The 24,197-nt window shown below is 60.1% G+C and carries 20 protein-coding genes; 3 read left to right on the top strand and 17 right to left on the bottom strand.

Annotated features, from left to right (window positions below; translation table 11 throughout):
• Positions 1-13 precede the first annotated feature (13 nt).
• The gene (gene mutS, locus E4T63_RS05870) at positions 14-2,596 is read left to right on the top strand and encodes a DNA mismatch repair protein MutS (protein ID WP_027611048.1); all 2,583 of its coding nucleotides are present in this window, start codon (positions 14-16) and stop codon (positions 2,594-2,596) included.
• 163 nt (positions 2,597-2,759) lie between these two features.
• Complete coding sequence (gene fdxA / locus E4T63_RS05865) at positions 2,760-3,083, top strand: ferredoxin FdxA (RefSeq protein WP_003222178.1); 324 nt, start codon at positions 2,760-2,762, stop codon at positions 3,081-3,083.
• 601 nt (positions 3,084-3,684) lie between these two features.
• Here fdxA and rpoS read toward each other — a convergent pair.
• The 8 genes from rpoS to E4T63_RS05825 all read right to left on the bottom strand — a co-directional run bounded on the left by rpoS (position 3,685) and on the right by E4T63_RS05825 (position 10,904).
• Entirely contained in the window at positions 3,685-4,695 is a 1,011-nt protein-coding gene (rpoS, locus tag E4T63_RS05860) for an RNA polymerase sigma factor RpoS (RefSeq protein WP_007964304.1), read from the bottom strand.
• Positions 4,696-4,800: 105 nt separating this feature from the next.
• Positions 4,801-5,682, bottom strand: coding sequence for a peptidoglycan DD-metalloendopeptidase family protein (locus tag E4T63_RS05855; protein ID WP_098967475.1), 882 nt, complete (start codon positions 5,680-5,682; stop codon positions 4,801-4,803).
• A 212-nt stretch (positions 5,683-5,894) separates the two neighbouring features.
• Positions 5,895-6,530 (bottom strand): protein-L-isoaspartate(D-aspartate) O-methyltransferase, encoded by a 636-nt coding sequence (locus E4T63_RS05850; protein WP_169841266.1) that lies wholly within the window; start codon positions 6,528-6,530, stop codon positions 5,895-5,897.
• Positions 6,531-6,571: 41 nt separating this feature from the next.
• Positions 6,572-7,321, bottom strand: coding sequence for a 5'/3'-nucleotidase SurE (gene surE / locus E4T63_RS05845; protein ID WP_047601272.1), 750 nt, complete (start codon positions 7,319-7,321; stop codon positions 6,572-6,574).
• On the bottom strand, positions 7,309-8,367 hold the full coding sequence (gene truD / locus E4T63_RS05840) for a tRNA pseudouridine(13) synthase TruD (RefSeq protein WP_135295061.1): 1,059 nt from the start codon (positions 8,365-8,367) through the stop codon (positions 7,309-7,311). The genes surE and truD overlap by 13 nt, the downstream gene beginning before the upstream one ends.
• On the bottom strand, positions 8,364-8,837 hold the full coding sequence (gene ispF / locus E4T63_RS05835; RefSeq protein ID WP_135295060.1) for a 2-C-methyl-D-erythritol 2,4-cyclodiphosphate synthase: 474 nt from the start codon (positions 8,835-8,837) through the stop codon (positions 8,364-8,366). The genes truD and ispF overlap by 4 nt, the downstream gene beginning before the upstream one ends.
• A 43-nt stretch (positions 8,838-8,880) precedes the next feature.
• On the bottom strand, positions 8,881-9,726 hold the full coding sequence (gene fghA / locus E4T63_RS05830) for an S-formylglutathione hydrolase (RefSeq protein WP_135295059.1): 846 nt from the start codon (positions 9,724-9,726) through the stop codon (positions 8,881-8,883).
• Between the two features lie 65 nt (positions 9,727-9,791).
• On the bottom strand, positions 9,792-10,904 hold the full coding sequence (locus E4T63_RS05825) for an S-(hydroxymethyl)glutathione dehydrogenase/class III alcohol dehydrogenase (protein ID WP_027611042.1): 1,113 nt from the start codon (positions 10,902-10,904) through the stop codon (positions 9,792-9,794).
• A 115-nt stretch (positions 10,905-11,019) separates the two neighbouring features.
• Here E4T63_RS05825 and E4T63_RS05820 point away from each other — a divergent pair, with 115 nt between their 5' ends.
• The gene (locus E4T63_RS05820; RefSeq protein ID WP_134785547.1) at positions 11,020-11,916 is read left to right on the top strand and encodes a LysR substrate-binding domain-containing protein; all 897 of its coding nucleotides are present in this window, start codon (positions 11,020-11,022) and stop codon (positions 11,914-11,916) included.
• 144 nt (positions 11,917-12,060) lie between these two features.
• Here E4T63_RS05820 and ispD read toward each other — a convergent pair whose 3' ends face one another.
• The 9 genes from ispD to rnhB form a co-directional block, all read right to left on the bottom strand.
• Positions 12,061-12,768, bottom strand: a complete 708-nt coding sequence (gene ispD / locus E4T63_RS05815; RefSeq protein WP_027611041.1) for a 2-C-methyl-D-erythritol 4-phosphate cytidylyltransferase — start codon at positions 12,766-12,768, stop codon at positions 12,061-12,063.
• Positions 12,765-13,043 (bottom strand): cell division protein FtsB, encoded by a 279-nt coding sequence (gene ftsB, locus E4T63_RS05810; protein ID WP_007964293.1) that lies wholly within the window; start codon positions 13,041-13,043, stop codon positions 12,765-12,767. The genes ispD and ftsB overlap by 4 nt, the downstream gene beginning before the upstream one ends.
• 171 nt (positions 13,044-13,214) lie before the next feature.
• The gene (gene eno / locus E4T63_RS05805; protein ID WP_098967472.1) at positions 13,215-14,504 is read right to left on the bottom strand and encodes a phosphopyruvate hydratase; all 1,290 of its coding nucleotides are present in this window, start codon (positions 14,502-14,504) and stop codon (positions 13,215-13,217) included.
• A 156-nt stretch (positions 14,505-14,660) separates the two neighbouring features.
• On the bottom strand, positions 14,661-15,506 hold the full coding sequence (gene kdsA, locus E4T63_RS05800; RefSeq protein ID WP_098967470.1) for a 3-deoxy-8-phosphooctulonate synthase: 846 nt from the start codon (positions 15,504-15,506) through the stop codon (positions 14,661-14,663).
• A 4-nt stretch (positions 15,507-15,510) separates the two neighbouring features.
• A complete protein-coding gene (locus E4T63_RS05795; RefSeq protein WP_003222153.1) occupies positions 15,511-17,142 on the bottom strand; it encodes a CTP synthase in 1,632 nt (543 codons plus the stop codon).
• A gap of 274 nt (positions 17,143-17,416) precedes the next feature.
• On the bottom strand, positions 17,417-18,745 hold the full coding sequence (tilS, locus tag E4T63_RS05790; protein WP_098967468.1) for a tRNA lysidine(34) synthetase TilS: 1,329 nt from the start codon (positions 18,743-18,745) through the stop codon (positions 17,417-17,419).
• A gap of 133 nt (positions 18,746-18,878) precedes the next feature.
• Positions 18,879-19,826: an acetyl-CoA carboxylase carboxyltransferase subunit alpha gene (locus E4T63_RS05785; RefSeq protein WP_064586192.1), complete on the bottom strand. Its 948-nt coding sequence runs from the start codon at positions 19,824-19,826 to the stop codon at positions 18,879-18,881.
• Between the two features lie 139 nt (positions 19,827-19,965).
• Positions 19,966-23,487 (bottom strand): DNA polymerase III subunit alpha, encoded by a 3,522-nt coding sequence (gene dnaE, locus E4T63_RS05780; protein WP_135295058.1) that lies wholly within the window; start codon positions 23,485-23,487, stop codon positions 19,966-19,968.
• Positions 23,488-23,563: 76 nt separating this feature from the next.
• Positions 23,564-24,190 (bottom strand): ribonuclease HII, encoded by a 627-nt coding sequence (gene rnhB / locus E4T63_RS05775; RefSeq protein WP_027611036.1) that lies wholly within the window; start codon positions 24,188-24,190, stop codon positions 23,564-23,566.
• Positions 24,191-24,197: the final 7 nt, after the last annotated feature.

Genomic DNA, 24,197 nt, shown 5'->3' with positions numbered 1-24,197 from the left:
ACCTGACAATCCGATGAATAAAGCCGTCTCCGACCTGTCCTCCCACACCCCGATGATGCAGCAATACTGGCGCCTGAAGAATCAGCACCCGGATCAGCTGATGTTCTATCGCATGGGCGACTTCTACGAGATCTTCTATGAAGACGCGAAGAAGGCGGCCAAGTTGCTCGACATCACTCTGACCGCGCGCGGCCAGTCGGCGGGGCAAGCGATCCCGATGTGCGGGATTCCTTACCACGCGGCGGAAGGTTACCTGGCGAAACTGGTCAAGCTCGGCGAGTCGGTAGTGATCTGCGAGCAGGTCGGCGATCCGGCCACCAGCAAGGGCCCGGTAGAACGTCAGGTGGTACGGATCATTACCCCGGGCACAGTCAGCGACGAAGCGCTGCTCGATGAACGCCGCGACAACCTGATTGCCGCCGTGCTAGGCGACGAGCGCCTGTTCGGTCTGGCAGTGCTGGACATCACCAGCGGCAACTTTACTGTGCTCGAGATCAAGGGCTGGGAAAACCTGCTGGCGGAGCTGGAGCGAGTCAACCCGGTGGAACTGCTGATCCCGGACGATTGGCCGAAAGACCTGCCGGCGGAAAAGCGCCGTGGTGTGCGTCGTCGCGCGCCGTGGGATTTCGAGCGTGATTCGGCGCTGAAAAGTCTCTGCCAGCAGTTTTCCACGCAAGATCTCAAAGGCTTCGGTTGCGAAACCCTGACCCTGGCCATCGGCGCTGCCGGTTGCCTGCTGGCCTATGCCAAGGAAACCCAGCGCACCGCCCTGCCCCATCTGCGCAGCCTGCGTCATGAGCGTCTGGATGACACCGTGGTGCTCGACGGCGCGAGCCGCCGCAACCTCGAACTCGACACTAACCTGGCTGGTGGTCGCGACAACACCCTGCAATCGGTGGTTGATCGCTGCCAGACCGCCATGGGCAGCCGTTTGCTGACCCGTTGGCTGAACCGTCCGCTGCGCGATCTGACCGTGCTTTTGGCGCGGCAGACCTCGATCACTTGCCTGCTCGACGGCTACCGCTTCGAAAAGCTGCAGCCGCAGCTCAAGGAAATCGGCGACATCGAGCGGATTCTCGCGCGTATCGGCCTGCGCAATGCGCGTCCCCGTGACCTCGCTCGCCTGCGCGATGCCCTCGGTGCCCTGCCGCAACTGCAAGTGGCGATGACCGACCTCGAAGCACCGCACCTGCAACGCCTGGCCACCACCACCAGCACCTACCCGGAACTGGCGGCGCTGCTGGAAAAAGCCATTATCGACAACCCGCCAGCGGTGATCCGCGACGGCGGCGTGCTGAAAACCGGTTACGACAGCGAACTCGACGAGTTGCAATCGCTGAGCGAAAACGCCGGCCAGTTCCTGATCGATCTGGAAGCCCGGGAAAAGGCCCGCACCGGTCTGGCCAACCTGAAAGTTGGCTATAACCGTATTCACGGCTACTTCATCGAACTGCCGAGCAAGCAGGCGGAATCGGCTCCGGCAGACTACATCCGTCGCCAGACGCTCAAGGGCGCCGAGCGTTTCATCACGCCCGAGCTGAAAGAATTCGAAGACAAGGCGCTGTCGGCCAAGAGCCGTGCCCTCGCCCGCGAGAAAATGCTCTACGAGGCGCTGCTGGAAGATCTGATCAGCCAACTGCCACCGCTGCAGGATACTGCCGGCGCATTGGCCGAGCTGGACGTGCTGAGCAACCTTGCCGAGCGTGCGCTGAACCTTGATCTAAACTGCCCGCGCTTCGTCAGCGAGCCGTGCATGCGCATCACCCAAGGGCGTCACCCGGTGGTCGAGCAAGTGCTGACTACACCATTCGTGGCCAACGACCTGAGCCTGGATGACAACACCCGGATGCTGGTGATCACCGGCCCGAACATGGGTGGTAAATCCACCTACATGCGCCAAACCGCATTGATCGTGCTGCTGGCGCATATCGGCAGCTTCGTGCCGGCGGCCAGTTGCGAGTTGTCGCTGGTGGACCGGATCTTCACCCGGATCGGCTCCAGCGACGACCTGGCCGGCGGCCGTTCGACCTTCATGGTCGAGATGAGCGAAACCGCCAACATTCTGCACAACGCCACCGAGCGCAGCCTGGTGCTGATGGACGAAGTCGGTCGCGGCACCAGCACCTTCGACGGTCTGTCCCTGGCATGGGCCGCCGCCGAGCGTCTGGCGCATCTGCGTGCCTATACTCTATTCGCTACGCACTATTTCGAACTGACTGTGCTGCCGGAAGCCGAACCTTTGGTGGCTAACGTGCACCTCAACGCCACCGAGCACAACGAGCGCATCGTGTTCCTGCACCATGTGTTGCCGGGGCCTGCCAGCCAGAGCTACGGCCTGGCGGTGGCGCAACTGGCCGGCGTGCCGAGTGAAGTGATCGTGCGGGCCCGGGAGCACCTGAGCCGACTGGAAGACACCGCATTGCCGCATGAAGCGCCCAAGCCTGCCGTCAAAGGCAAACCGGCGGTCCCGCAGCAGAGCGACATGTTTGCCAGCCTGCCGCATCCAGTGCTCGATGAGTTGGCGAAAGTGGATCTCGATGACCTGACCCCGCGTCGAGCGCTCGAATTGTTATATGCACTTAAGAACCGGATCTAAGCAGCAAAGAACCGGATATAACGCAAACGGCTTCAAGCTGTTAGAATCTCGCGCGGTTTGGGATGCTGCTGGCTAATAGCCTGGCTGGCAGACATCGCTCCCGAACCTGGCGACCCCAACCGTGAAGGGGCTACGCTGCCGCCGCCTGAGGAGAAAATTAGAAATGACCTTCGTCGTCACCGACAACTGCATCAAGTGCAAGTACACCGACTGCGTAGAAGTCTGTCCGGTGGACTGCTTTTACGAAGGCCCGAACTTCCTGGTGATTCACCCGGACGAGTGCATCGACTGCGCCCTGTGCGAACCGGAATGCCCGGCTGTCGCGATTTTCTCTGAGGACGAAGTTCCGGAGGATATGCAGGAGTTCATTCAACTGAACGTTGAATTGGCTGAAATCTGGCCGAACATCACCGAGAAGAAAGAATCGCTGCCGGATGCCGAAGAGTGGGATGGCGTCAAAGGCAAGATCAAAGACCTCGAACGCTGATCTGTCGCGCGTTACCAAAAGGCCCCTTGCGGGCCTTTTTGCTTTTTCGGATTTTACTTTTCTACAGGCAAAAAAAGGGGCGGTATGACCCGCCCACATTTTTTCCCTATTCCCTGTATTCCTTTTCATCGTCCTGATGAATCGCGTCCTGCGATGTCCGTTCCCCTCTTCCCTGAAGGGCGTGTCTGTCCGTCGACACAGTGCTGATACTAGAGAGTTCCCTGCCGAGAGCAATCGGCCCGGCGGGATGAAAATCGCTGTAATAAGCACTTCATATTAAAAAATAAGCATATAAATCAATTGGTTAAATACGACTCTCGGCAGTAGTCGACGTCTACCGTCCTGCAAAAATGGGGAACGCTTACGAAAGAGTAAGCCAAGGCTTACACCGCAAGACTACAAACGATGGAAATGCTGACCATTTGTCCGGCAATGAACTTTGTGGCGAGGGAGCTTGCTCCCGCTTGAGTGCGCGGCGCTCATGAATATTTGGGGTTGCTCCGCAACCCGGCGGGAGCAAGCTCCCTCGCCACAGACAGCATCCGGGCAATAAAAAAGCCCCGAACCAGTCGGGGCTTCTTGCGGCAGGCGTGTGAGGCGCTTACTGAAACAGCGACTCGCTCGACAGGCCATTCTTCTCGAGGATTTCGCGAAGGCGCTTGAGGCCTTCCACCTGGATCTGCCGCACCCGTTCACGGGTCAGGCCGATCTCCAGGCCTACGTCTTCCAGCGTGCTGCTCTCATGGCCGCGCAGGCCGAAGCGGCGTACGACCACCTCGCGCTGCTTGTCGGTCAGTTCCGAGAGCCATTGATCGATGCTCTGCGACAGGTCGTCATCCTGCAGCAGTTCACATGGATCGGTCGGACGGTCATCCGTCAGGGTGTCCAGCAGGGTTTTATCCGAATCCGGACCCAGCGAGACGTCGACCGAAGAAACCCGCTCGTTCAGGCCGAGCATGCGCTTGACCTCGCCCACCGGTTTTTCCAGCAGGTTGGCGATTTCTTCGGGTGAAGGTTCGTGATCGAGTTTTTGCGTCAGCTCCCGTGCCGCCCGCAGGTACACGTTGAGCTCCTTGACCACATGGATCGGCAACCGGATGGTCCGGGTCTGATTCATGATCGCGCGCTCGATGGTCTGACGGATCCACCAGGTCGCGTAGGTCGAGAAGCGGAAGCCACGCTCGGGATCGAACTTTTCCACTGCGCGGATCAGGCCGAGATTACCCTCTTCGATCAGATCCAGCAGCGACAGCCCCCGATTGACGTAACGCCGGGCGATCTTCACGACCAGCCGCAGGTTACTTTCAATCATGCGCTTGCGCCCGGCAGGGTCGCCACTTTGCGACAGACGCGCAAAATGAACTTCTTCCTCCGGGGAGAGCAGTGGTGAAAAGCCGATTTCGTTGAGATACAGCTGCGTGGCATCGAGTGCCCGAGTGTAGTCGATGTACTTGTGTTGTTTAAGTGAAGCGGATTGTCTGGATTTGGAACGAACGGAAGGTGGAGCAGCCCCTTCATCATTCGACATCGAAGATTCCGAATCGATGCCGGCCTCCATAAGGAGAACCTCATCGTCGATGTCAAACTCCGGCACTTCTTTACTGAGAGCCATTGTTATAGTCCTTTGGTGAGTTCGACCCCAAGCTCAAGCGACGCCTTTATCCTTGGCAGCGCTGGAGCCTGTCCCCTCTACGCGACGGAACAGGCTGGCCTCAAATCAACGTTTGGGCAGGAACTGCAGCGGATCTACAGGTTTACCTTGGCGGCGAATCTCAAAATGCAGTTTCACCCGGTCTGTACCCGTGGACCCCATTTCGGCAATTGTCTGTCCGACCTTGACCTGCTGCCCCTCCCGAACCAACAGCCTGCGGTTATGTCCGTAGGCACTGACGTAGGTTTCGCTGTGTTTGATGATGACTAATTCGCCGTAGCCCCTTAAGCCACTCCCGGCGTAAACCACCGTCCCATCAGACGCAGCTAAAACAGGCTGTCCCAAATCTCCGGCGATATCAATTCCTTTATTCAAACTACCGTTTGAAGAGAATTTTCCAATCAGAATGCCATTAGATGGCCATCCCCAGCCGGTCGGGGCCGGGCCCGGTGGAGGCATCGGAGCCGGAGTCGATTTGTTCGCGACGGACGGTGCAGCCCCCGCAGCAGCGGCTCCGGAGCCGGTCACGGTGGTGGTCGTCGTGCCATTCGCCTGGCGCCGGATTACCGTGGTTTTGCTCGACGATGATGGCGCGGAACTGCCGTTGCTCACCACCGCTGTCGGTGTTGAACCGGTGCGGCCGTCAAAGCGAATTGTCTGACCCGGGTGGATCGTATACGGCGTAGGAATATTGTTGCGGGCCGCGAGGGCTTTGTAGTCCCAGCCATAGCGAAAAGCGATGGAAAACAGCGTATCGCCCGGACGGACTACATACTGCCCGGTCGTGACGGCCGGACGCTGGGCCGCCGCGCTGTTGCGATCGACCACCCGCACGTTGCTCGATTTGGTGCTGGAGCAACCGACCAGCAAGGTGCTCAATACAAGGCCAGTCACCAGGCGCTGAAAGCTCGTGTTACCCATACGCTGCGCAATGACTGTGAGACTCACCCGCCGCTCCCTTTGTGGTGGCTGAAATATGTGGAATGCCGAATCGCGGCAAGTAGTGTCGCAAGTATAACGGGCCGAACCGGCTTTACCGTTAAAGATGCGAAAACGCTTCACGCACACGTTTGCCCGTGGACAGTTCGTAGCGTTTAAACCATCACTGCCGGTGTAAGACACAGGCCAGCGCAAGGAATTCAGCGCCCGCAAATAAATGCTCAGGCCAGCGGGCCATTGAGCAATGGCACGAAGCGCACAGCTCCCAATACGTGACGGGAAAAGCCGTGTTCTTCACGCACGATCAACATCAGTTGTTGCACTTCCCCCGAGCCGACCGGAATCACCATCCGCCCACCCGGTGCCAGTTGATCGAGCAAGGCCTGCGGCACGTCGGTCGCGACTGCGGTGACGATGATACCGTTGTACGGCGCCAGCGCCGGCCAGCCTTCCCAGCCATCGCCCCAGCGGAACACCACGTTGCGCAGGTTGAGTTCGACTAGGCGTTCCTTGGCCCGATCCTGCAGGACCTTGATGCGTTCGACCGAAAATACCCGCTCGACCAGTTGCGACAGCACGGCCGTCTGGTAACCCGAACCGGTACCGATCTCCAGCACCTTGTCCAGCGGCCCCGCCTCCAGCAGCAGCTCGCTCATGCGCGCCACCATATAAGGCTGGGAGATGGTCTGGTTGTGGCCGATCGGCAGTGCGGTGTCTTCGTACGCGCGGTGCGCCAGCGCTTCATCTACAAACAGATGACGCGGCGTACGGCGGATCACTTCCAGCACCTTGGCGTTGGACAGGCCTTCTTCATATAGACGCTGGATCAGACGTTCACGGGTGCGCTGCGACGTCATGCCGATGCCACTGCGCAGTCTGTCTTCGTGTTCACGAGCCATCAGCGCAGTTCCTCCAGCCAGCCGTCGAGACTTCTGAAGGCATCATTGAAAGTGCGATCGAGCTGCAACGGCGTGATCGACACATACCCCTGCATCACCGCATGAAAGTCAGTGCCCGGGCCGCCGTCTTCGGCATCACCGGCCGCAGCAATCCAGTAGCCGGCCTTGCCACGCGGGTCGACCACTTTCATCGGCGCCGCAGCACGGGCGCGATGGCCCAGACGGGTCAGTTGAATGCCACGAATATGATCGATCGGCAGATTGGGAATGTTCACGTTCAGCACCGTACGCGGCGGCAGGTCCAGCCCGGCGTGGGCTTCGACCAGTTTGCGCGCGAAATGTGCGGCTGTCGCCAGATTGTCCACCTGTCGCGAACACAGCGAGAACGCAAACGAAGGGCGCTCGAGAAAGCGTCCTTCGAGGGCTGCCGCCACAGTGCCGGAATACAGCACGTCATCGCCCAGATTGGCACCGAGATTGATCCCGGAAACCACCATGTCCGGCTCGCGCTCCAGCAGGCCGTTGAGGCCCAGGTGCACACAGTCGGTCGGCGTACCGTTGAGGCTGATGAAACCGTTTGCCAGGTATTGCGGGTGCAACGGACGGTCGAGCGTCAGCGAACTGCTGGCGCCGCTTTTGTCCTGCTCCGGGGCGATAACCACGCACTCGGTGTAATCCGCCAGCGCAGCATAAAGCGCGGCGAGACCGGGTGCGGTTACCCCATCGTCGTTAGAAATCAGAATACGCATGGGCTGTCCGTCTGCCCCACCGGCACCAGATCAACGAGTTCGCGCACCAATACGGTGGCGAAGCATCCGGCCGGGAGGACGAATTCCAGTTGCAGAATGTCAGGCTGGGGATAATGCCACGACAACCCGCCAATGGGCAGCCGCAGGATGCGACGTTCGTGGTTCATTCCGGCATTGATCAACCAATCGCGCAGATCCGCCTCACGCTCGGCAATCCCCTGCTCCAGATCATGGACAGCGCCAGCGGCGGGTGAGTCACCTTCGCCCCACTGCGGACCGGTCGGGTGCAGGTCGAGAATCGCCAGGCGCGGATCGCTGCATTCGGCAACACCCGCCGGGAAGAAACTGCGGCTGTCGGTGAACGCCAGCAGATCGCCGACCTGTGCCTGCTGCCAGGTGCCGTCGGCAACCCGCGCCGCCAGCACTTGATTAAACAGAAAACTGCGCGCCGTCGACAGCAGCCGCGAACGCACATTGCGCTGCTCGGGCAATGCCTTGCGCGCCGCCCAGGCACGCGCATCAACGACGTTGCCGCCGTCATGGCCGAAACGCTGGGCGCCGAAATAATTGGGAATGCCTTGCTTGGCGATCAGTTGCAGACGCTGTTCGATCGCATCCTTGTCGCCGGCAAACTGGGTCAGGCGCAAGGTGAAGCCGTTCGCCGAATGCGCGCCGCGTTGCAGCTTGCGTTTGTGCCGCGTGGTCTTGAGGATCTTCAGCGTGTCGTTTTCCGCCGCCGACAGATCCGGATCAGCCTTGCCCGGCAGTTGCACGCTGAACCACTGACGGGTCAACGCCTGACGATCCTTGAGCCCGGCATAACTGACGGTGCGCAACGGCACGCCGGCGGCCTTGGCAATTCGGCGCGCCGCTTCTTCGGTATTCAGGCCACGTTTTTCGACCCAGATCCACAGGTGCTCACCATCGCCGCTGAACGGGATGTCGAGCACTTCATCGACCTGAAAATCTTCGGCGATGGCTTTCAGAACCGCAGTGCCGAGTGGTTCGCCATAGGCCCGCGGGCCAAGCAATTGCAGTTCGTTCATGCGCGCAGCAACAAGGCAACGGAATGCACGGCGATGCCTTCTTCGCGACCGATAAAGCCGAGCTTTTCGGTGGTGGTAGCTTTCACGTTCACTTGATCCAGTTCAACTTGCAGATCGGCGGCGATCAACGCGCGCATCGCTTCGATATGCGGGGCCATTTTCGGCGCCTGAGCGACGATGGTGTTGTCGACGTTGCCGACTTTCCAACCCTTGGCGTGGATCAGCGCGACCACATGCCGCAGCAGCACACGGCTGTCGGCGCCCTTGAATTGCGGGTCGGTGTCCGGAAAGTGCTTGCCGATATCGCCCAGCGCGGCCGCGCCGAGCAAGGCATCGCTCAAGGCATGCAGCAGGACGTCACCGTCGGAATGAGCGAGCAGCCCGAAGCCGTGTGCAATACGCACGCCGCCCAGAGTAATGAAATCGCCTTCAGCGAAACGGTGAACATCGTAGCCGTGGCCAATACGCATAAAAAAACGCCCCGATTTTTGTCAGGGCGTGATTCTACCTGCATTAACCGCGCAGGGCGCGTGCGTGATGCTGCAAGTGGTCGTCAATGAAGCTTGAGATGAAGAAATAGCTGTGGTCGTAGCCCGGTTGCAGGCGCAGCGTCAGCGGATGACCCGCTTGTTTTGCAGCTTGTTGCAGGGCTTCGGGTTTGAGCTGCGTGGCGAGGAAGTCATCGCGATCCCCCTGATCGACCAGCAACGGCAGTTTCTCGTCGGCGTCAGCAATCAGCGCGCAGGCATCCCATTCTTTCCACTTGGAACGGTCTTCGCCCAGATAGCGGGAGAATGCTTTCTGCCCCCACGGACAATCCATCGGGTTGTTGATCGGCGAAAACGCCGACACCGACTGGTAACGCCCCGGATTGCGCAGCGCGCAGACCAGCGCACCGTGACCGCCCATGGAGTGGCCGCTGATGCTGCGTTTGTCCGACGCCGGGAAATGCGCTTCAACCAATGAAGGCAATTCCTGCACGACATAGTCATGCATCCGATAGTGGCGCGACCATGGTTCCTGCGTGGCATTCAGATAGAACCCGGCGCCAAGGCCGAAATCCCAGGCGCCATCTGGATCACCCGGCACATCCGGGCCGCGCGGACTGGTGTCCGGCGCGACGATGATCAGACCGAGTTCGGCGGCCATGCGCATCGCCCCGGCCTTCTGCATGAAGTTCTCGTCGGTGCAGGTCAGACCGGACAGCCAGTACAGCACCGGCAGCTTGCCACCCTGCTCCGCTTGCGGCGGCAGGTATACGGCAAACACCATGTCGCAGCCGAGCACGTCGGAACGGTGGCGATAGCGCTTGTGCCAGCCGCCGAAACTTTTCTGACAGGAGATGTTTTCCAGACTCATGTAAAGACTCCTACGCGGCCCCGGCTATAAACCTTCAAGGTCTGTAGCCGTGGCGTCGCGATTGATCAGAAATGAATGACGGTACGGATGCTCTTGCCTTCGTGCATCAGGTCGAAGGCCTTGTTGATATCTTCCAGACCCATGGTGTGGGTAATGAAAGTATCCAGCGGAATCTCGCCGCTCTGCGCCATGTCAACGTAGCTTGGCAACTCGGTACGACCACGCACGCCGCCAAATGCCGAACCACGCCAGACGCGACCGGTCACCAGCTGGAACGGACGGGTCGAAATTTCCTGACCGGCACCGGCAACACCGATGATCACCGATTCGCCCCAGCCCTTGTGGCAGCATTCCAGCGCCGCGCGCATCAGTTGCACGTTGCCGATGCACTCGAAGGAGAAGTCGACGCCGCCGTCGGTCATGTCGACGATCACTTCCTGGATCGGACGATCGAAGTCTTTCGGGTTGACGCAATCGGTGGCGCCCAACTGCTTGGCGATCTCGAACTTGGCCGGGTTGATGTCGATGGCGATGATCCGCGCAGCCTTGGCTTTCACTGCACCGATGACTGCCGACAGACCGATGCCGCCGAGACCGAAGATCGCCACGGTGTCACCTGGCTTGACCTTCGCAGTGTTGATTACCGCGCCGATACCGGTGGTTACGCCGCAACCGAGCAGGCAGACCTTTTCCAGCGGCGCATCCTTGGCGATTTTCGCCACGGAGATTTCCGGCAGTACGGTGTATTCCGAGAACGTCGAAGTACCCATGTAGTGGAAAATCGTTTGGCCCTTATAGGAAAAGCGCGAAGTGCCGTCCGGCATCAGGCCTTTGCCCTGAGTGGCTCGAATCGCCTGGCACAGGTTGGTCTTGCCCGACTTGCAGAATTTGCACTGGCCGCATTCCGGGGTGTACAGCGGAATCACGTGGTCACCGACGGCGACCGAGGTGACGCCCTCGCCGATGGCTTCAACGATCGCGCCACCTTCGTGGCCAAGGATCGACGGGAAGATGCCTTCCGGATCCGCACCAGACAGGGTGTAGGCATCGGTGTGGCAAACCCCGGAAGCCACCACGCGCAGCAACACTTCACCGGCCTTGGGCATGGCCACATCGACTTCTACGATTTCCAGCGGCTTCTTGGCCTCGAAGGCAACGGCGGCGCGCGACTTGATCATGCTGACTCTCCAGTGAATCCAATGAATAAAAAACCAGACCGGCAGTGTAGTTCAGCGCCAACTGATTAATAATCCGGACAAATGCAAAATATTATTGCTGTACAGGGATAATCAAATGTCCGAAAACCGCTGGGAAGGTATCGACGAGTTCGTCGCCGTCGCCGAATGCAGCCAATTCACCGCTGCGGCCGAACGCCTTGGGGTTTCTTCCTCACACATCAGTCGACAAATCGTACGGCTGGAGGATCGATTACAGACGCGCCTGCTCTACCGCAGCACCCGTCGTGTGACCCTGACCGAAGCCGGTCAGACCTTTCTGCAGCATTGTCAGCGCCTGCAGGACGGTCGCGAAGAAGCTCTGCGCGCGGTCGGCGACCTGACCAGCGAACCGAAAGGCATGCTGCGCATGACCTGCGCCGTGGCCTATGGCGAGCGGTTTATCGTGCCGTTGGTGACGCGGTTCATGGGGCAATACCCGCAACTGCGCGTTGATATCGAGCTGAGTAACCGCCAACTCGACCTGGTGCATGAAGGGTTGGATCTGGCGATCCGCCTGGGTCGCCTGCAGGATTCTCGATTGGTCGCCACCCGCCTGGCGCCGCGTCGGATGTACCTGTGCGCGTCTCCGTCCTACGTGGAACGGTATGGCCGCCCACACAGCTTGTCGGAACTGAGCCGGCACAATTGCCTGATCGGCAGTTCGGACCTGTGGCAACTGGAACAGAACGGCCGGGAGTTTTCCCAGCGCGTACAGGGAAACTGGCGCTGCAACAGTGGGCAAGCGGTGCTGGATGCGGCGCTGCAAGGGGTCGGCTTGTGTCAGTTGCCGGACTATTACGTGCTGGAGCATTTGCACAGTGGTGCGCTGATTTCGCTGCTGGAGGCGCATCAGCCGCCGAATACGGCGGTGTGGGCGTTGTATCCACAGCAGCGGCATTTGTCGCCGAAGGTGCGCAAGCTGGTGGATTACTTGAAGGAAGGATTGGCCGAGCGGCCGGAGTATCGGGGCTGATTGAATGGGTTGTCTGTGCGGACGCCTTCGCGAGCAAGCCCGCTCCCACAGGGGATCGGCGGTGAATGCAAAATTTGTGTTCGGCGCAATTCAAGGGTGGGAGCGGGCTTGCTCGCGAAAGCGATCAAACAAGCGCCACAGCACTTAGCGGCGATTGGCCCAGCGTTGACGCAACCACTCAAGGTCTTCCGGCCGGGTGACCTTGAGGTTGTCCGCTCGCCCTTCGATCAGGCGCGGCGCCAGACCGGCCCACTCCATCGCCGAGGCTTCATCGGTAATCACCGCATCCGCCACCAGACTGTCGGCCAACGCCCGATGCAAGGCACCGAGACGGAACATCTGCGGCGTATAGGCTTGCCAGATCACGCTGCGATCCACGGTTTCAAGCACACGACCGTGCTTGTCGACCCGCTTCAGGGTATCGCGCGCCGGCACGGCCAGCAGACCGCCGACGGCATCATCCGCCAGTTCAACCAGCAACTTGTCGAGATCGTCGCGACTCAGGTTGGGCCGTGCCGCATCGTGCACCAGCACCCAGTCATCGTCATCGGCACCCTGCGCATGCAAATGCAGCAAAGCGTTCAGCACCGACCCGGAACGCTCCGTGCCGCCCTCGACCCGCTGAATCCGCGAGTCGCTGGCGCAAGCCAGGTTTGGCCAATAAGGATCATCAACAGCCAGACTGACCACCAGCCCCTTGAGGCTCGGGTGATCAAGGAAACAGCCGAGGCTGTGTTCGAGAATTGTGCGCCCGCCCAGTTGCAGGTATTGCTTGGGACGGTCTGCGGCCATTCGGGCACCGACGCCCGCGGCAGGAATCACGGCCCAGAAGGCCGGCAGAGAATCGATCATTGCGCGAGCTGGTAAAGGGTTTCACCGTCCTTGACCATGCCCAGCTCATGGCGAGCCCGCTCTTCAACGGTCTCCATGCCTTTTTTCAACTCGCTGACTTCAGCGTCCATCACCCGATTGCGCTCCAGCAAGCCTTCGTTCTCGGCGTGCTGATCAGCAATCTGCTGCTTCAGCTCGGCGACCTGCGCCAGACTGCCATTGCCCACCCACAGGCGGTACTGCAGACCGGCCAGCAGCAAGAGCAAAACGAGAAACAACCAGTAAGGACTGCGCATCGAATATCAGGTATCCAGTGAAAAAAGACAGCCACGCGAAAACTTTGAAACGTCTGATAGCACGAAGCCTGGAAGATCCAGGCTTGTGCATGTAAGGCATCAGATTAGTGGCAAATCCATCGCTGTCACGACTTTTCCGACACAATCCGGTGTCTTTTTAACATCTACTGCTTAACCGCGGAACTCGGAGCGACCGTTGTACTTGGCTTTGCCATTCAACTGCTCTTCGATACGCAGCAGTTGGTTGTACTTGGAAACGCGGTCGGAACGGCACAGCGAACCGGTCTTGATCTGACCAGCCGAAGTGCCCACGGCCAGGTCGGCAATGGTCGAATCTTCGGTTTCGCCCGAACGGTGCGAGATCACCGCGGTGTAACCGGCAGCCTTGGCCATCTGGATGGCTTCCAGGGTTTCGGTCAGGGTGCCGATCTGGTTGAACTTGATCAGGATCGAGTTGGCGATCTTTTTATCGATGCCTTCTTTCAGGATCTTGGTGTTGGTCACGAACAGGTCGTCGCCGACCAGTTGGGTCTTCTCGCCGATCTTGTCGGTGAGGATCTTCCAGCCAGCCCAGTCGGACTCGTCCAGACCGTCTTCGATCGAGATGATCGGATAACGTTCGGTCAGGCCTTTCAGATAATCGGCGAAACCTTCAGCGGTGAACACCTGGCCTTCACCGGACAGGTTGTACTTGCCGTCTTCGTAGAATTCGCTGGCCGCGCAGTCCAGCGCCAGGGTCACGTCGGTGCCCAACTTGTAACCGGCGTTGGCCACGGCTTCGGAGATCACTTTCAGCGCGTCTTCGTTGGACGCCAGGTTCGGTGCGAAACCGCCTTCGTCGCCAACGGCGGTGCTCAGGCCACGGGCCTTCAGCACAGCTTTGAGGTGATGGAAAATCTCGGTGCCCATACGCAGACCTTCCGAGAACGTCTTGGCGCCAACCGGCTGCACCATGAATTCCTGGATGTCGACGTTGTTATCGGCGTGCTCGCCACCGTTGATGATGTTCATCATCGGCACCGGCATCGAGTACACACCCGGGGTACCGTTCAGGTTGGCGATGTGTGCGTACAGTGGCAGATCCTGATCCTGTGCAGCCGCTTTGGCCGCAGCCAGGGAAACGGCGAGGATGGCGTTGGCGCCCAGGGTTGCCTTGTTTTCGGTACCGTCGAGCTTGATCATCGCGTGGTCGAGGGCTTTCTGGTCGCTTGGGTCGGTGCCCAGCAGCAGATCGCGGATCGGACCGTTGATATTTTTTACTGCCTGGAGCACGCCCTTGCCCAGGTAACGGCTCTTGTCGCCATCACGCAGCTCGAGCGCTTCACGCGAGCCAGTGGATGCACCGGAAGGCGCGCAGGCGCTGCCGATGATGCCGTTGTCGAGAAGCACGTCCGCTTCCACGGTGGGATTGCCACGGGAGTCGAGAACTTCACGACCTTTGATGTCGACGATTTTTGCCATTGTTGTAAACACTCCAAAGTTGACGAAAACGACGCAGCTAGAGGAAATCTTTTGACCGTCGGCAAGTGGTGTGCAGCGGGCAGCTTGCAGACGACAACGCACATGCCCGAGGGCATGTGCGACAAATCGTGCGGTACTTTACCGGAGAATTGAGCTTTACGCGGTTTCTACCGTCGGAAAACTCTTCACCAGTTCGTCCAAGGCTTTGAGCTGGGCCAGAAATGGCTCCAGTTTGTCCAGACGCAAGGCGCAAGGGCCGTCGCATTTGGCGTTGTCCGGATCCGGATGCGCTTCGAGGAACAGACCGGCCAGCGACTGGCTCATGCCGGCCTTGGCCAGATCGGTGACCTGGGCGCGGCGACCGCCGGCGGAGTCGGAACGACCGCCAGGCATTTGCAGCGAGTGAGTCACGTCGAAGAATACCGGGTACTCGAACTGCTTCATGATGCCGAAGCCGAGCATGTCGACCACGAGGTTGTTGTAGCCGAAGCTCGAACCACGCTCGCAGAGGATCAATTGATCGTTACCCGCTTCCACGCACTTGTTCAGGATGTGTTTCATTTCCTGAGGCGCGAGGAACTGGGCTTTCTTGATGTTGATCACAGCGTTGGTCTTGGCCATCGCCACGACCAGATCGGTCTGGCGCGACAGGAAGGCCGGCAGCTGAATGATGTCGCAGACTTCAGCGACGACCGCGGCCTGATCAGGCTCGTGGACGTCGGTGATGATCGGCACGCCGAAGGCTTGTTTGATGTCCTGGAAGATGCGCATGCCTTCTTCCAGGCCAGGACCACGATATGAAGTCACAGAAGACCGGTTGGCCTTGTCGAAGCTGGCCTTGAACACGTAAGGGATACCGAGTTTCTCGGTGACCTTCACGTACTCTTCGCAAACCTGCATGGCCATGTCACGGCTTTCCAGCACGTTCATGCCGCCGAACAGCACCATGGGTTTGTCGTTGGCGATTTCGATGTTGCCAACGCGAATGATCTTCTGTGCCATCGGGTTACGCCTTCTTCTGGTGTTGAGCCAACGCTGCTTTTACGAAACCGCTGAACAGCGGGTGACCGTCACGTGGCGTCGAGGTGAACTCCGGGTGGAACTGGCAAGCGACGAACCATGGATGATCCGGTGCTTCGACCACTTCAACCAGCGCGGCATCAGCGGAGCGACCGGAGATTTTCAGGCCGGCTTCGATGATTTGTGGCAGCAGGTTGTTGTTCACTTCGTAGCGGTGACGGTGACGTTCAACGATCACGTCCTTGCCGTAGCAATCGTGCACCTTGGAGCCGGCTTCGAGCAGGCATTCCTGAGCGCCGAGGCGCATGGTGCCGCCCAGATCGGACGCTTCGGTACGCACTTCAACCGCGCCGGTGGCGTCTTCCCACTCGGTGATCAGACCCACGACCGGATGGCCGCTGGCGCGATCGAATTCGGTGGAGTTGGCGTCTTTCCAGCCCAGCACGTTACGGGCGAACTCGATAACCGCCACTTGCATGCCCAGGCAGATGCCCAGGTACGGCACCTTGTTTTCACGAGCGTACTGAACGGCAGTGATCTTGCCTTCCACGCCACGCAGACCGAAGCCGCCCGGAACGAGGATCGCGTCGACACCTTCGAGCAGCGCAGTGCCCTGGTTCTCGATGTCTTCGGAATCGATGTAACGCAGGTTGACCTTGGTACGGTTGGTGATGCCGGCGTGACTCATCGCTTCGATCAGCGACTTGTAGGCGTCCAGCAGTTCCATGTACTTGCCGACCATCGCGATGGTCACTTCGTGCTCTGGATTGAGCTTGGCATCGACGACCTTTTCCCACTCGGACAGGTCGGCGCCATTGCATTGCAGGCCGAAACGCTCGACGACGAAATCGTCCAGACCCTGAGCGTGCAGCACGGCCGGAATCTTGTAGATGGTGTCGACGTCTTCCAGGGAGATCACCGCACGCTCTTCAACGTTGGTGAACAGCGCGATCTTGCGACGCGACGACACATCCACCGGATGGTCGGAGCGGCAGATCAGCACGTCTGGCTGCAGGCCGATCGAACGCAGCTCTTTGACCGAGTGCTGGGTTGGCTTGGTCTTGGTTTCGCCGGCAGTGGCGATGTACGGAACCAGCGTCAGGTGCATCAGCATCGCGCGCTTGGAGCCGACTTCCACCCGCAGTTGACGGATGGCTTCGAGGAACGGTTGCGATTCGATGTCGCCAACGGTACCGCCGATTTCCACCAGGGCCACGTCGGCATCGCCGGCACCCTTGATGATGCGACGCTTGATTTCGTCGGTGATGTGCGGAATCACCTGGATGGTTGCACCCAGGTAGTCACCACGGCGCTCTTTGCGCAGCACGTGCTCGTAGACACGGCCGGTGGTGAAGTTGTTGTTCTGGGTCATGGTCGTGCGGATGAACCGCTCATAGTGGCCCAGGTCCAGGTCGGTCTCGGCGCCGTCGTGGGTGACGAACACTTCACCGTGCTGGAACGGGCTCATGGTGCCCGGGTCGACGTTGATGTACGGATCCAGCTTAAGCATGGTGACCTTAAGCCCCCGCGCCTCCAGGATGGCCGCCAATGAAGCCGAGGCAATGCCTTTCCCCAATGAAGAAACAACACCGCCCGTGACGAATATGTAGCGCGTCATGAAAAACCCTAGAAGTCTGCGTTAAAGCGGTACGAGCCGCCGGGGAAAGCGAAGGAAGGCCGAAGCCCCCGATCACCTGCATTAATCACAGTGCACCTTTCAAAAAAACCGCCGCGTTGGGACAGACCGGCAGATGAAACACCGGTACGTTGCTCGCTACACATTTTTTGGAATCGCCCAGCAAAGACTGCTTGGTAATCGGCAACTCCTGCAATTCAGGCGAATCCACAGAAGTTGTATCAAGAAGGGAGCGTAGTCTACCGGAATGCCCCTTTCATCTCAAACCTTGATCTTCGTCTGTTGGCTGCCAATGCAATTTCCAGCCGTCCGGCCCCTGCCCGTCAAGCCCCGGCAGGTTCGCCACGGCGAGCAATTCTGCGCCGCGAAACAGCAGCGGCAATCTGCCACGGACGAAGCCCGGCACCGCGCGCTCATTGAGCAGGCGCTTGAGATCGCGGTGGCCGCGCCCCGCCAGATGCATCAGCTCGCCGCCCTGCCGATAGCCAATGCGCAGCGGCCCGACGGGAGTCTGCCCGCTGAACATGACACGCCCGTTATTCGCCAAGCGTAGCGGCGTCGACGGGTCAGGCCACTCGACGCTGACCGCTGGCGCCCGCAGCCAGCCTCCGCTCAACCACCAAACCCGGCCGGCGCTGCGATGCAGCTCACCGTCGGCCAGACGCCAGACCGGGGATGCATCGCTGGCAGCACCGCATAGGTCGTTCCAACCCGACCAATGGTCAGTGTCGGGCAACCGGGTCAGCGGTTCGAGCCAGTGGCTGAGTGCATTGCGCTGACGAGCGGCGGACAGACTCTTCAGCGGCGCCAGCTCCAGCGACGGTAGGCCCAGCCATGAAAGCTCGCTCGGCGTGGCGGCTTGCGCGAGATCGAGCTGCGCCAGCTCATCGAGCAGGCCTTGCGCCTCACGCAGGTGCGCCGCACTGCGGGCCATGCTCGCCTGCGCCTGCGGCCAGCGCGCGGTGAGCAACGGCAGCACCTGATGGCGCAGGTAGTTGCGCGAGAACTGCCGATCCTGGTTTGACGGGTCTTCGATCCAGTTCAACTGATGCGCGCGGGCGTAAGCCTCAAGCTCGGCGCGCGTGATATCGAGCAATGGCCGCAGCAGCGTGCCCTGCCCCAACGGTCGCTGCGCCGGCATCGCCGAAAGTCCGCGAACACCGGCACCGCGCATTAAACGAAACAACAGGGTTTCGGCCTGATCGTCACGGTGCTGACCCGTCAGAAACAAATCCCCAGCCTCGGTCAGCGATGCGAACGCCGCATACCGCGCCTCCCGCGCCGCTCTTTCAAGACTGGCGCCGGGTTGCACCGTCACCCGCATCACGTGCAGCGGCACACCCAGCGCATCGCAGACCGACTGACAATGCGCCGGCCACGCATCAGCCGCAGCCTGGAGGCCATGGTGGATATGGATGGCGCTGAGCGCCGGCAGGGAATGGTGTTTTGCGAGATGCGCAAGCAGATGCAGCAGGACGGTGGAATCCAGACCGCCGGAGAAAGCCACGCGCCAAGCCTTGGCGTTGCGCCAAGCTGTAAGATTGCGCAGAAGCCGGGAAGGCAGATCACTCACGGACTGACCCATATCTTTCTCTTGGCCCAAATCAAATGTGGGAGCGGGCTTGCTCGCGAAGGCGTTTCAACATTCAACACATCTGTCGAATGTTATACCGCTTTCGCGAGCAAGCCCGCTCCCACATTGGGTATTGCGAGATCTGTCAGAGACCGTAGCTCATCAGACGATCGTAACGACGCTTGAGCAGCGCTTCGTTGTCGAACTTTTTCAGCATCGCCAGTTGCGAGCTCAGCTCGGCACGGATCGACGCAGCGGCAGCGGCCGGATCACGGTGGGCGCCGCCCAGTGGCTCGCCGATCACCTTGTCGACGATGCCCAGGCCTTTCAGGCGCTCGGCAGTGATGCCCATCGCCTCTGCGGCGTCCGGTGCCTTTTCGGCGGTTTTCCACAGAATCGAAGCGCAACCTTCCGGCGAGATCACCGCGTAGGTCGAATATTGCAGCATGTTCAGCTGATCGCAGACACCGATCGCCAGTGCACCGCCGGAACCACCTTCACCGATAACGGTGGCGATGATCGGGGTCTTCAGGCGCGACATCACGCGCAGGTTCCAGGCAATCGCTTCGCTCTGGTTGCGCTCTTCAGCGTCAATCCCGGGGTAAGCACCCGGGGTGTCGATGAAGGTCAGGATCGGCATCTTGAAACGCTCGGCCATTTCCATCAGACGGCAGGCCTTGCGGTAGCCTTCCGGACGCGGCATGCCGAAGTTGCGGCGTACCTTCTCGCGCACTTCACGGCCCTTCTGGTGACCGATGATCATCACCGGCTGGTCTTCCAGACGTGCCACGCCACCCACAATGGCGGCGTCGTCGGAGAAGTGACGGTCACCGTGCAGTTCGTCGAACTCGGTGAAGATGTGCTCGATGTAGTCGAGGGTGTACGGGCGTTTCGGGTGACGCGCCAGGCGTGCGATCTGCCAGCTGGTCAGCTTGCCGAAGATGTCTTCGGTCAGCGTGCGGCTCTTGTCCTGCAGGCGGGAGATCTCATCGCCGATATTCAGCGAATTGTCATTACCGACCAAGCGCAACTCTTCGATCTTGGCTTGCAGGTCGGCGATCGGCTGTTCGAAATCTAGAAAATTCGGGTTCATAGGCGTCCGTCTTGGGTCGTGTCCCAAATGAGCTTGGGCCGGCCGGTTGTCTATTCGCGCCCTACCTTAAGGGAGAGGCGCGCTGAGGTCGAGATTAAAAATTCAGGTTGTGGGCAAGCGCAATGATGGCACTTGCCGGTCAACGGTATTGGAGGAAGACGTTGTCTCGCCCGAACTGGTCACGCAGGGCTTGAATCAACGCATCCGCCGGGTCGATTCGCCAGGTCTCGCCGAACTGCAGCAAGGTCTTCGCATCCGGGCTGGTGTACTCCATGGTGATCGGGCACGCCCCGCGGTGACGCTTGAGCAGCTCACCCAACCAGCGTAGCTGATCGCCTTTCAAGTCCTGAGTGTGCAGCTTCAGGCGCAGGCTCTCGGCCAGATTGGTCCGCGCATCTTCCATGCTCATCACCCGTTTGACCCGCAGGCGCAGGCCGCCGGAGAAGTCGTCGTTGCTGACCTCGCCTTCAACCACCACCATCGCGTCGGTCTGCAGCAGTGACTGCGCGGAGTGGAACGCATCGGCGAACAGCGACGCCTCGATCCGCCCTGAGCGGTCGTCGAGGGTGATAAAGCCCATCTTGTCGCCCTTCTTGTTCTTCATCACCCGCAGAGCAATGATCATCCCGGCCACGGTTTGCGTGTCGCGGGCCGGTTTCAGGTCGATGATGCGCTGCCGGGCGAAACGGCGAATCTCGCCTTCGTACTCGTCGATCGGGTGACCGGTCAGGTACAGGCCCAGAGTGTCTTTCTCACCCTTGAGCCGCTCCTTGAGGGTCAGCTCCTTGGCCTTGCGGTGCGTCGCGTAGACGTCCGCATCTTCCTCGACAAACAGCCCGCCGAACAGGTCGGCATGGCCGCTGTCGCGGGTGCGCGCGGTCTGTTCGGCCGACTTGATCGCCTCCTCCATCGCCGCCAACAGCACCGCGCGGTTGCGGTCGATGTTGGCCTGATAAGCCTTCTGCTCGTCATGGAAGTACGGCCCGAGGCGATCCAGCGCGCCGCTGCGGATCAAACCGTCCAGCGTGCGCTTGTTGATGCGCTTGAGGTCGACCCTGGCGCAGAAGTCGAACAGATCCTTGAATGGACCGGCCTGACGAGCCTCGGTAATCGCTTCCACCGGACCTTCACCGACACCTTTGATCGCGCCCAGGCCGTACACGATGCGGCCTTCGTCGTTCACCGTGAACTTGAACTCCGAAGTGTTCACGTCTGGCGCGTCGAGGCGCAGCTTCATCGTGCGCACTTCCTCGATCAAGGTCACGACCTTGTCGGTGTTGTGCATATCCGCCGAAAGCACCGCCGCCATGAATGGCGCCGGGTAGTGGGCTTTCAGCCAGGCAGTCTGGTAAGACACCAGGCCGTAAGCGGCGGAGTGGGACTTGTTGAAGCCGTAACCGGCGAATTTTTCCACCAGGTCGAAAATGTTACCGGCAAGATCCGCGTCGATATTGTTCGACGCACAACCCTCAATGAAGCCGCCGCGCTGTTTGGCCATTTCCTCGGGTTTTTTCTTACCCATCGCCCGACGCAGCATGTCCGCACCACCGAGGGTGTAACCGGCCATGACCTGGGCGATCTGCATCACCTGTTCCTGATACAGAATGATGCCGTAAGTCGGCGCCAGTACCGGCTGCAGGCCTTCATACTGGTAATCCGGATGCGGATAAGCCAATTCGGCGCGGCCGTGCTTACGGTTGATGAAGTCATCCACCATGCCCGATTGCAGCGGGCCCGGACGGAACAGGGCCACCAGTGCGATCAAGTCTTCGAGACAGTCAGGCTTGAGCTTTTTGATCAGCTCTTTCATGCCCCGGGATTCGAGCTGGAATACCGCAGTGGTTTCAGCTTTTTGCAGCAGCTGATAAGTCGGTTTGTCATCCAGCGGGATAAACGCGATATCCAGCGGCGGCTCGTTGACCTTGGCGCGGTCACGGTTGATGGTTTTAAGCGCCCAGTCGATGATCGTCAGGGTCCGCAGGCCGAGGAAGTCGAACTTCACCAGACCGGCCGCCTCGACGTCGTCCTTGTCGAATTGGGTCACCAGACCATCGCCAGCCTCGTCGCAATAGATCGGCGAGAAGTCGGTCAGCTTGGTCGGGGCGATTACCACACCACCGGCGTGCTTGCCGACGTTACGCACCACACCCTCGAGCTTGCGCGCCATCTCCCAGATTTCCGCCGCTTCCTCATCGACCTTGATGAAGTCGCGCAGGATCTCCTCCTGCTCGTAGGCTTTTTCCAGGGTCATGCCGACTTCGAACGGAATCATCTTCGACAGACGATCCGCCAGGCCGAATGACTTGCCCTGGGCCCGCGCCACGTCGCGCACCACTGCCTTGGCGGCCATGGAACCGAAGGTGATGATCTGGCTTACCGCGTTGCGACCGTATTTCTCGGCCACGTAGTCGATCACCCGGTCACGACCGTCCATGCAGAAGTCGACGTCGAAGTCGGGCATCGAGACCCGTTCCGGGTTGAGGAACCGTTCGAACAGCAGGTCGTATTCCAGCGGATCGAGGTCAGTGATCTTCTGCACATAGGCCACCAGCGAGCCGGCACCCGACCCACGGCCCGGGCCCACCGGCACACCGTTGTTCTTGGCCCACTGGATAAAGTCCATCACGATCAGGAAATAACCGGGGAAGCCCATCTGGATGATGATATCCAGCTCGAAATTCAGCCGGTCGACATAGACCTGACGCTTGGCGTCGTAATCTTCGGTAGTGTCCTTGGGCAGCAGTACGCTGAGGCGGTCTTCCAGACCGTCGAACGACACCTTGCGGAAATATTCGTCGATGGTCATGCCATCGGGAATCGGGTAGTCGGGCAGGAAGTGCTTGCCCAGCTTCACGTCGATGTTGCAGCGCTTGGCGATCTCGACGGTGTTTTCGATCGCGTCGGGAATGTCGCTGAACAGCTCGGCCATTTCCTGGGCGCTTTTGAGGTATTGCTGGTCGCTGTAATTCTTCGAACGCCGCGGATCGTCGAGGGCACGGCCCTCACCGATGCACACGCGGGTTTCGTGAGCGGCGAAGTCTTCCTGCTTGATGAAACGCACATCGTTGGTCGCCACCAGCGGCGCGCCGAGCTTGTCGGCCAGGGCCACGGCACCGTGCAGTTGCTCTTCGTCGTTGGGACGATTGGTGCGCTGGATCTCCAGATAGAAACGATCCGGGAACACCGCCATCCATTCGCGCGCCAGCGTTTCGGCTTCGTCCGGGTTGCCACTGATCATGGCCATGCCGATCTCGCCTTCTTTGGCGGCGGACAGCATGATCAAGCCTTCGTTGGCCTCGGCGACCCATTCACGCTCGATGATGATCATGCCGTTGCGCTGGCCGTCGATGAAGCCGCGCGAGATCAGCTCGGTGAGATTGCGATAACCCTTGGCGTTCATCACCAACAGGCTGATCCGGCTCAATGGCCCGTCCGGATCCTTGTTCGACAGCCACAGGTCGGCACCGCAGATCGGCTTGATGCCGGCGCCCATGGCGTTTTTATAGAATTTGACCAGGGAACACATGTTGTTCTGATCGGTGACCGCCACGGCCGGCATGTTCATGCCGGTCAGCGCCTTGACCAGTGGCTTGATCCGCACCAGCCCGTCGACCAGGGAGTATTCAGTGTGCAGGCGTAGATGAACGAATGAAGCCGGCATAGTGATCCTGTCCAGTTACATAGAGACAACAAGGCCCGGATTGTACCGGGCCTCGAACAAAACATCAGCCTTGCGCCTAAACCTGCGTCAGACCTTCCAGCGCCTCGTAAGCCTGACGCACCGGGGCGAAGGAGCGCCGGTGAATCGGGGTCGGGCCAAGGCGCACCAACGCTTCCAGATGAACGGGCGTCGGATAGCCTTTATGGCCGCCGATGCCGTACCCCGGGTAGATCAATTCGAATGCAGCCATTTCACGGTCGCGACTGACCTTGGCCAGAATCGACGCGGCAGCGATGGCCGGCACCTTGCCGTCGCCCTGCACCACCGCTTCAGCGCGCATCGGCAGTTTCGGGCAGCGGTTGCCGTCGATCATCGCCAGTTTCGGCTGAATATGCAGCCCGGCCACTGCGCGCTGCATGGCGAGCATGGTCGCGTGCAAAATGTTCAGCTCGTCGATTTCCTCGACTTCGGCGCGAGCGATGCACCAGCTCAGGGATTTCTCGATGATCTCGTCGTAGAGTTTCTCGCGCTTGGCTTCGGTGAGTTTCTTCGAGTCGTTGAGGCCGAGGATCGGCCGGTTCGGATCGAGGATCACCGCCGCCGTCACCACCGCGCCGCACAACGGGCCACGACCGACTTCGTCGACACCGGCCACCAGTTCTTCGACTTCGGCGACCAGGGTGAAATCCAGGCCCATCTGCATCGTCTTG

It is taken from the genome of Pseudomonas fluorescens, assembly GCF_004683905.1.
Classification (GTDB): Bacteria; Pseudomonadota; Gammaproteobacteria; order Pseudomonadales; family Pseudomonadaceae; genus Aquipseudomonas; species Aquipseudomonas putida_A.
Note: the sequence above shows the minus strand (reverse complement) of the source record. Positions and strands in the feature narration are given on the sequence as shown.

Bases quoted from the DNA above. Each gene is read 5' to 3' on its own strand.
- mutS (WP_027611048.1), top strand. From the start codon at position 14: ATGAATAAAGCCGTCTCCGACCTGTCCTCCCACACCCCGATGATGCAG.
- fdxA (WP_003222178.1), top strand. From the start codon at position 2,760: ATGACCTTCGTCGTCACCGACAACTGCATCAAGTGCAAGTACACCGAC.
- rpoS (WP_007964304.1), bottom strand. From the start codon at position 4,695: ATGGCTCTCAGTAAAGAAGTGCCGGAGTTTGACATCGACGATGAGGTT.
- E4T63_RS05850 (WP_169841266.1), bottom strand. From the start codon at position 6,530: ATGACGTCGCAGCGCACCCGTGAACGTCTGATCCAGCGTCTATATGAA.
- surE (WP_047601272.1), bottom strand. From the start codon at position 7,321: ATGCGTATTCTGATTTCTAACGACGATGGGGTAACCGCACCCGGTCTC.
- truD (WP_135295061.1), bottom strand. From the start codon at position 8,367: ATGAACGAACTGCAATTGCTTGGCCCGCGGGCCTATGGCGAACCACTC.
- ispF (WP_135295060.1), bottom strand. From the start codon at position 8,837: ATGCGTATTGGCCACGGCTACGATGTTCACCGTTTCGCTGAAGGCGAT.
- fghA (WP_135295059.1), bottom strand. From the start codon at position 9,726: ATGAGTCTGGAAAACATCTCCTGTCAGAAAAGTTTCGGCGGCTGGCAC.
- E4T63_RS05825 (WP_027611042.1), bottom strand. From the start codon at position 10,904: ATGATCAAGTCGCGCGCCGCCGTTGCCTTCGAGGCCAAGAAGCCGCTG.
- E4T63_RS05820 (WP_134785547.1), top strand. From the start codon at position 11,020: ATGTCCGAAAACCGCTGGGAAGGTATCGACGAGTTCGTCGCCGTCGCC.
- ispD (WP_027611041.1), bottom strand. From the start codon at position 12,768: ATGATCGATTCTCTGCCGGCCTTCTGGGCCGTGATTCCTGCCGCGGGC.
- ftsB (WP_007964293.1), bottom strand. From the start codon at position 13,043: ATGCGCAGTCCTTACTGGTTGTTTCTCGTTTTGCTCTTGCTGCTGGCC.
- eno (WP_098967472.1), bottom strand. From the start codon at position 14,504: ATGGCAAAAATCGTCGACATCAAAGGTCGTGAAGTTCTCGACTCCCGT.
- kdsA (WP_098967470.1), bottom strand. From the start codon at position 15,506: ATGGCACAGAAGATCATTCGCGTTGGCAACATCGAAATCGCCAACGAC.
- E4T63_RS05795 (WP_003222153.1), bottom strand. From the start codon at position 17,142: ATGACGCGCTACATATTCGTCACGGGCGGTGTTGTTTCTTCATTGGGG.
- tilS (WP_098967468.1), bottom strand. From the start codon at position 18,745: ATGGGTCAGTCCGTGAGTGATCTGCCTTCCCGGCTTCTGCGCAATCTT.
- E4T63_RS05785 (WP_064586192.1), bottom strand. From the start codon at position 19,826: ATGAACCCGAATTTTCTAGATTTCGAACAGCCGATCGCCGACCTGCAA.
- dnaE (WP_135295058.1), bottom strand. From the start codon at position 23,487: ATGCCGGCTTCATTCGTTCATCTACGCCTGCACACTGAATACTCCCTG.
- rnhB (WP_027611036.1), bottom strand. From the start codon at position 24,190: ATGCAGATGGGCCTGGATTTCACCCTGGTCGCCGAAGTCGAAGAACTG.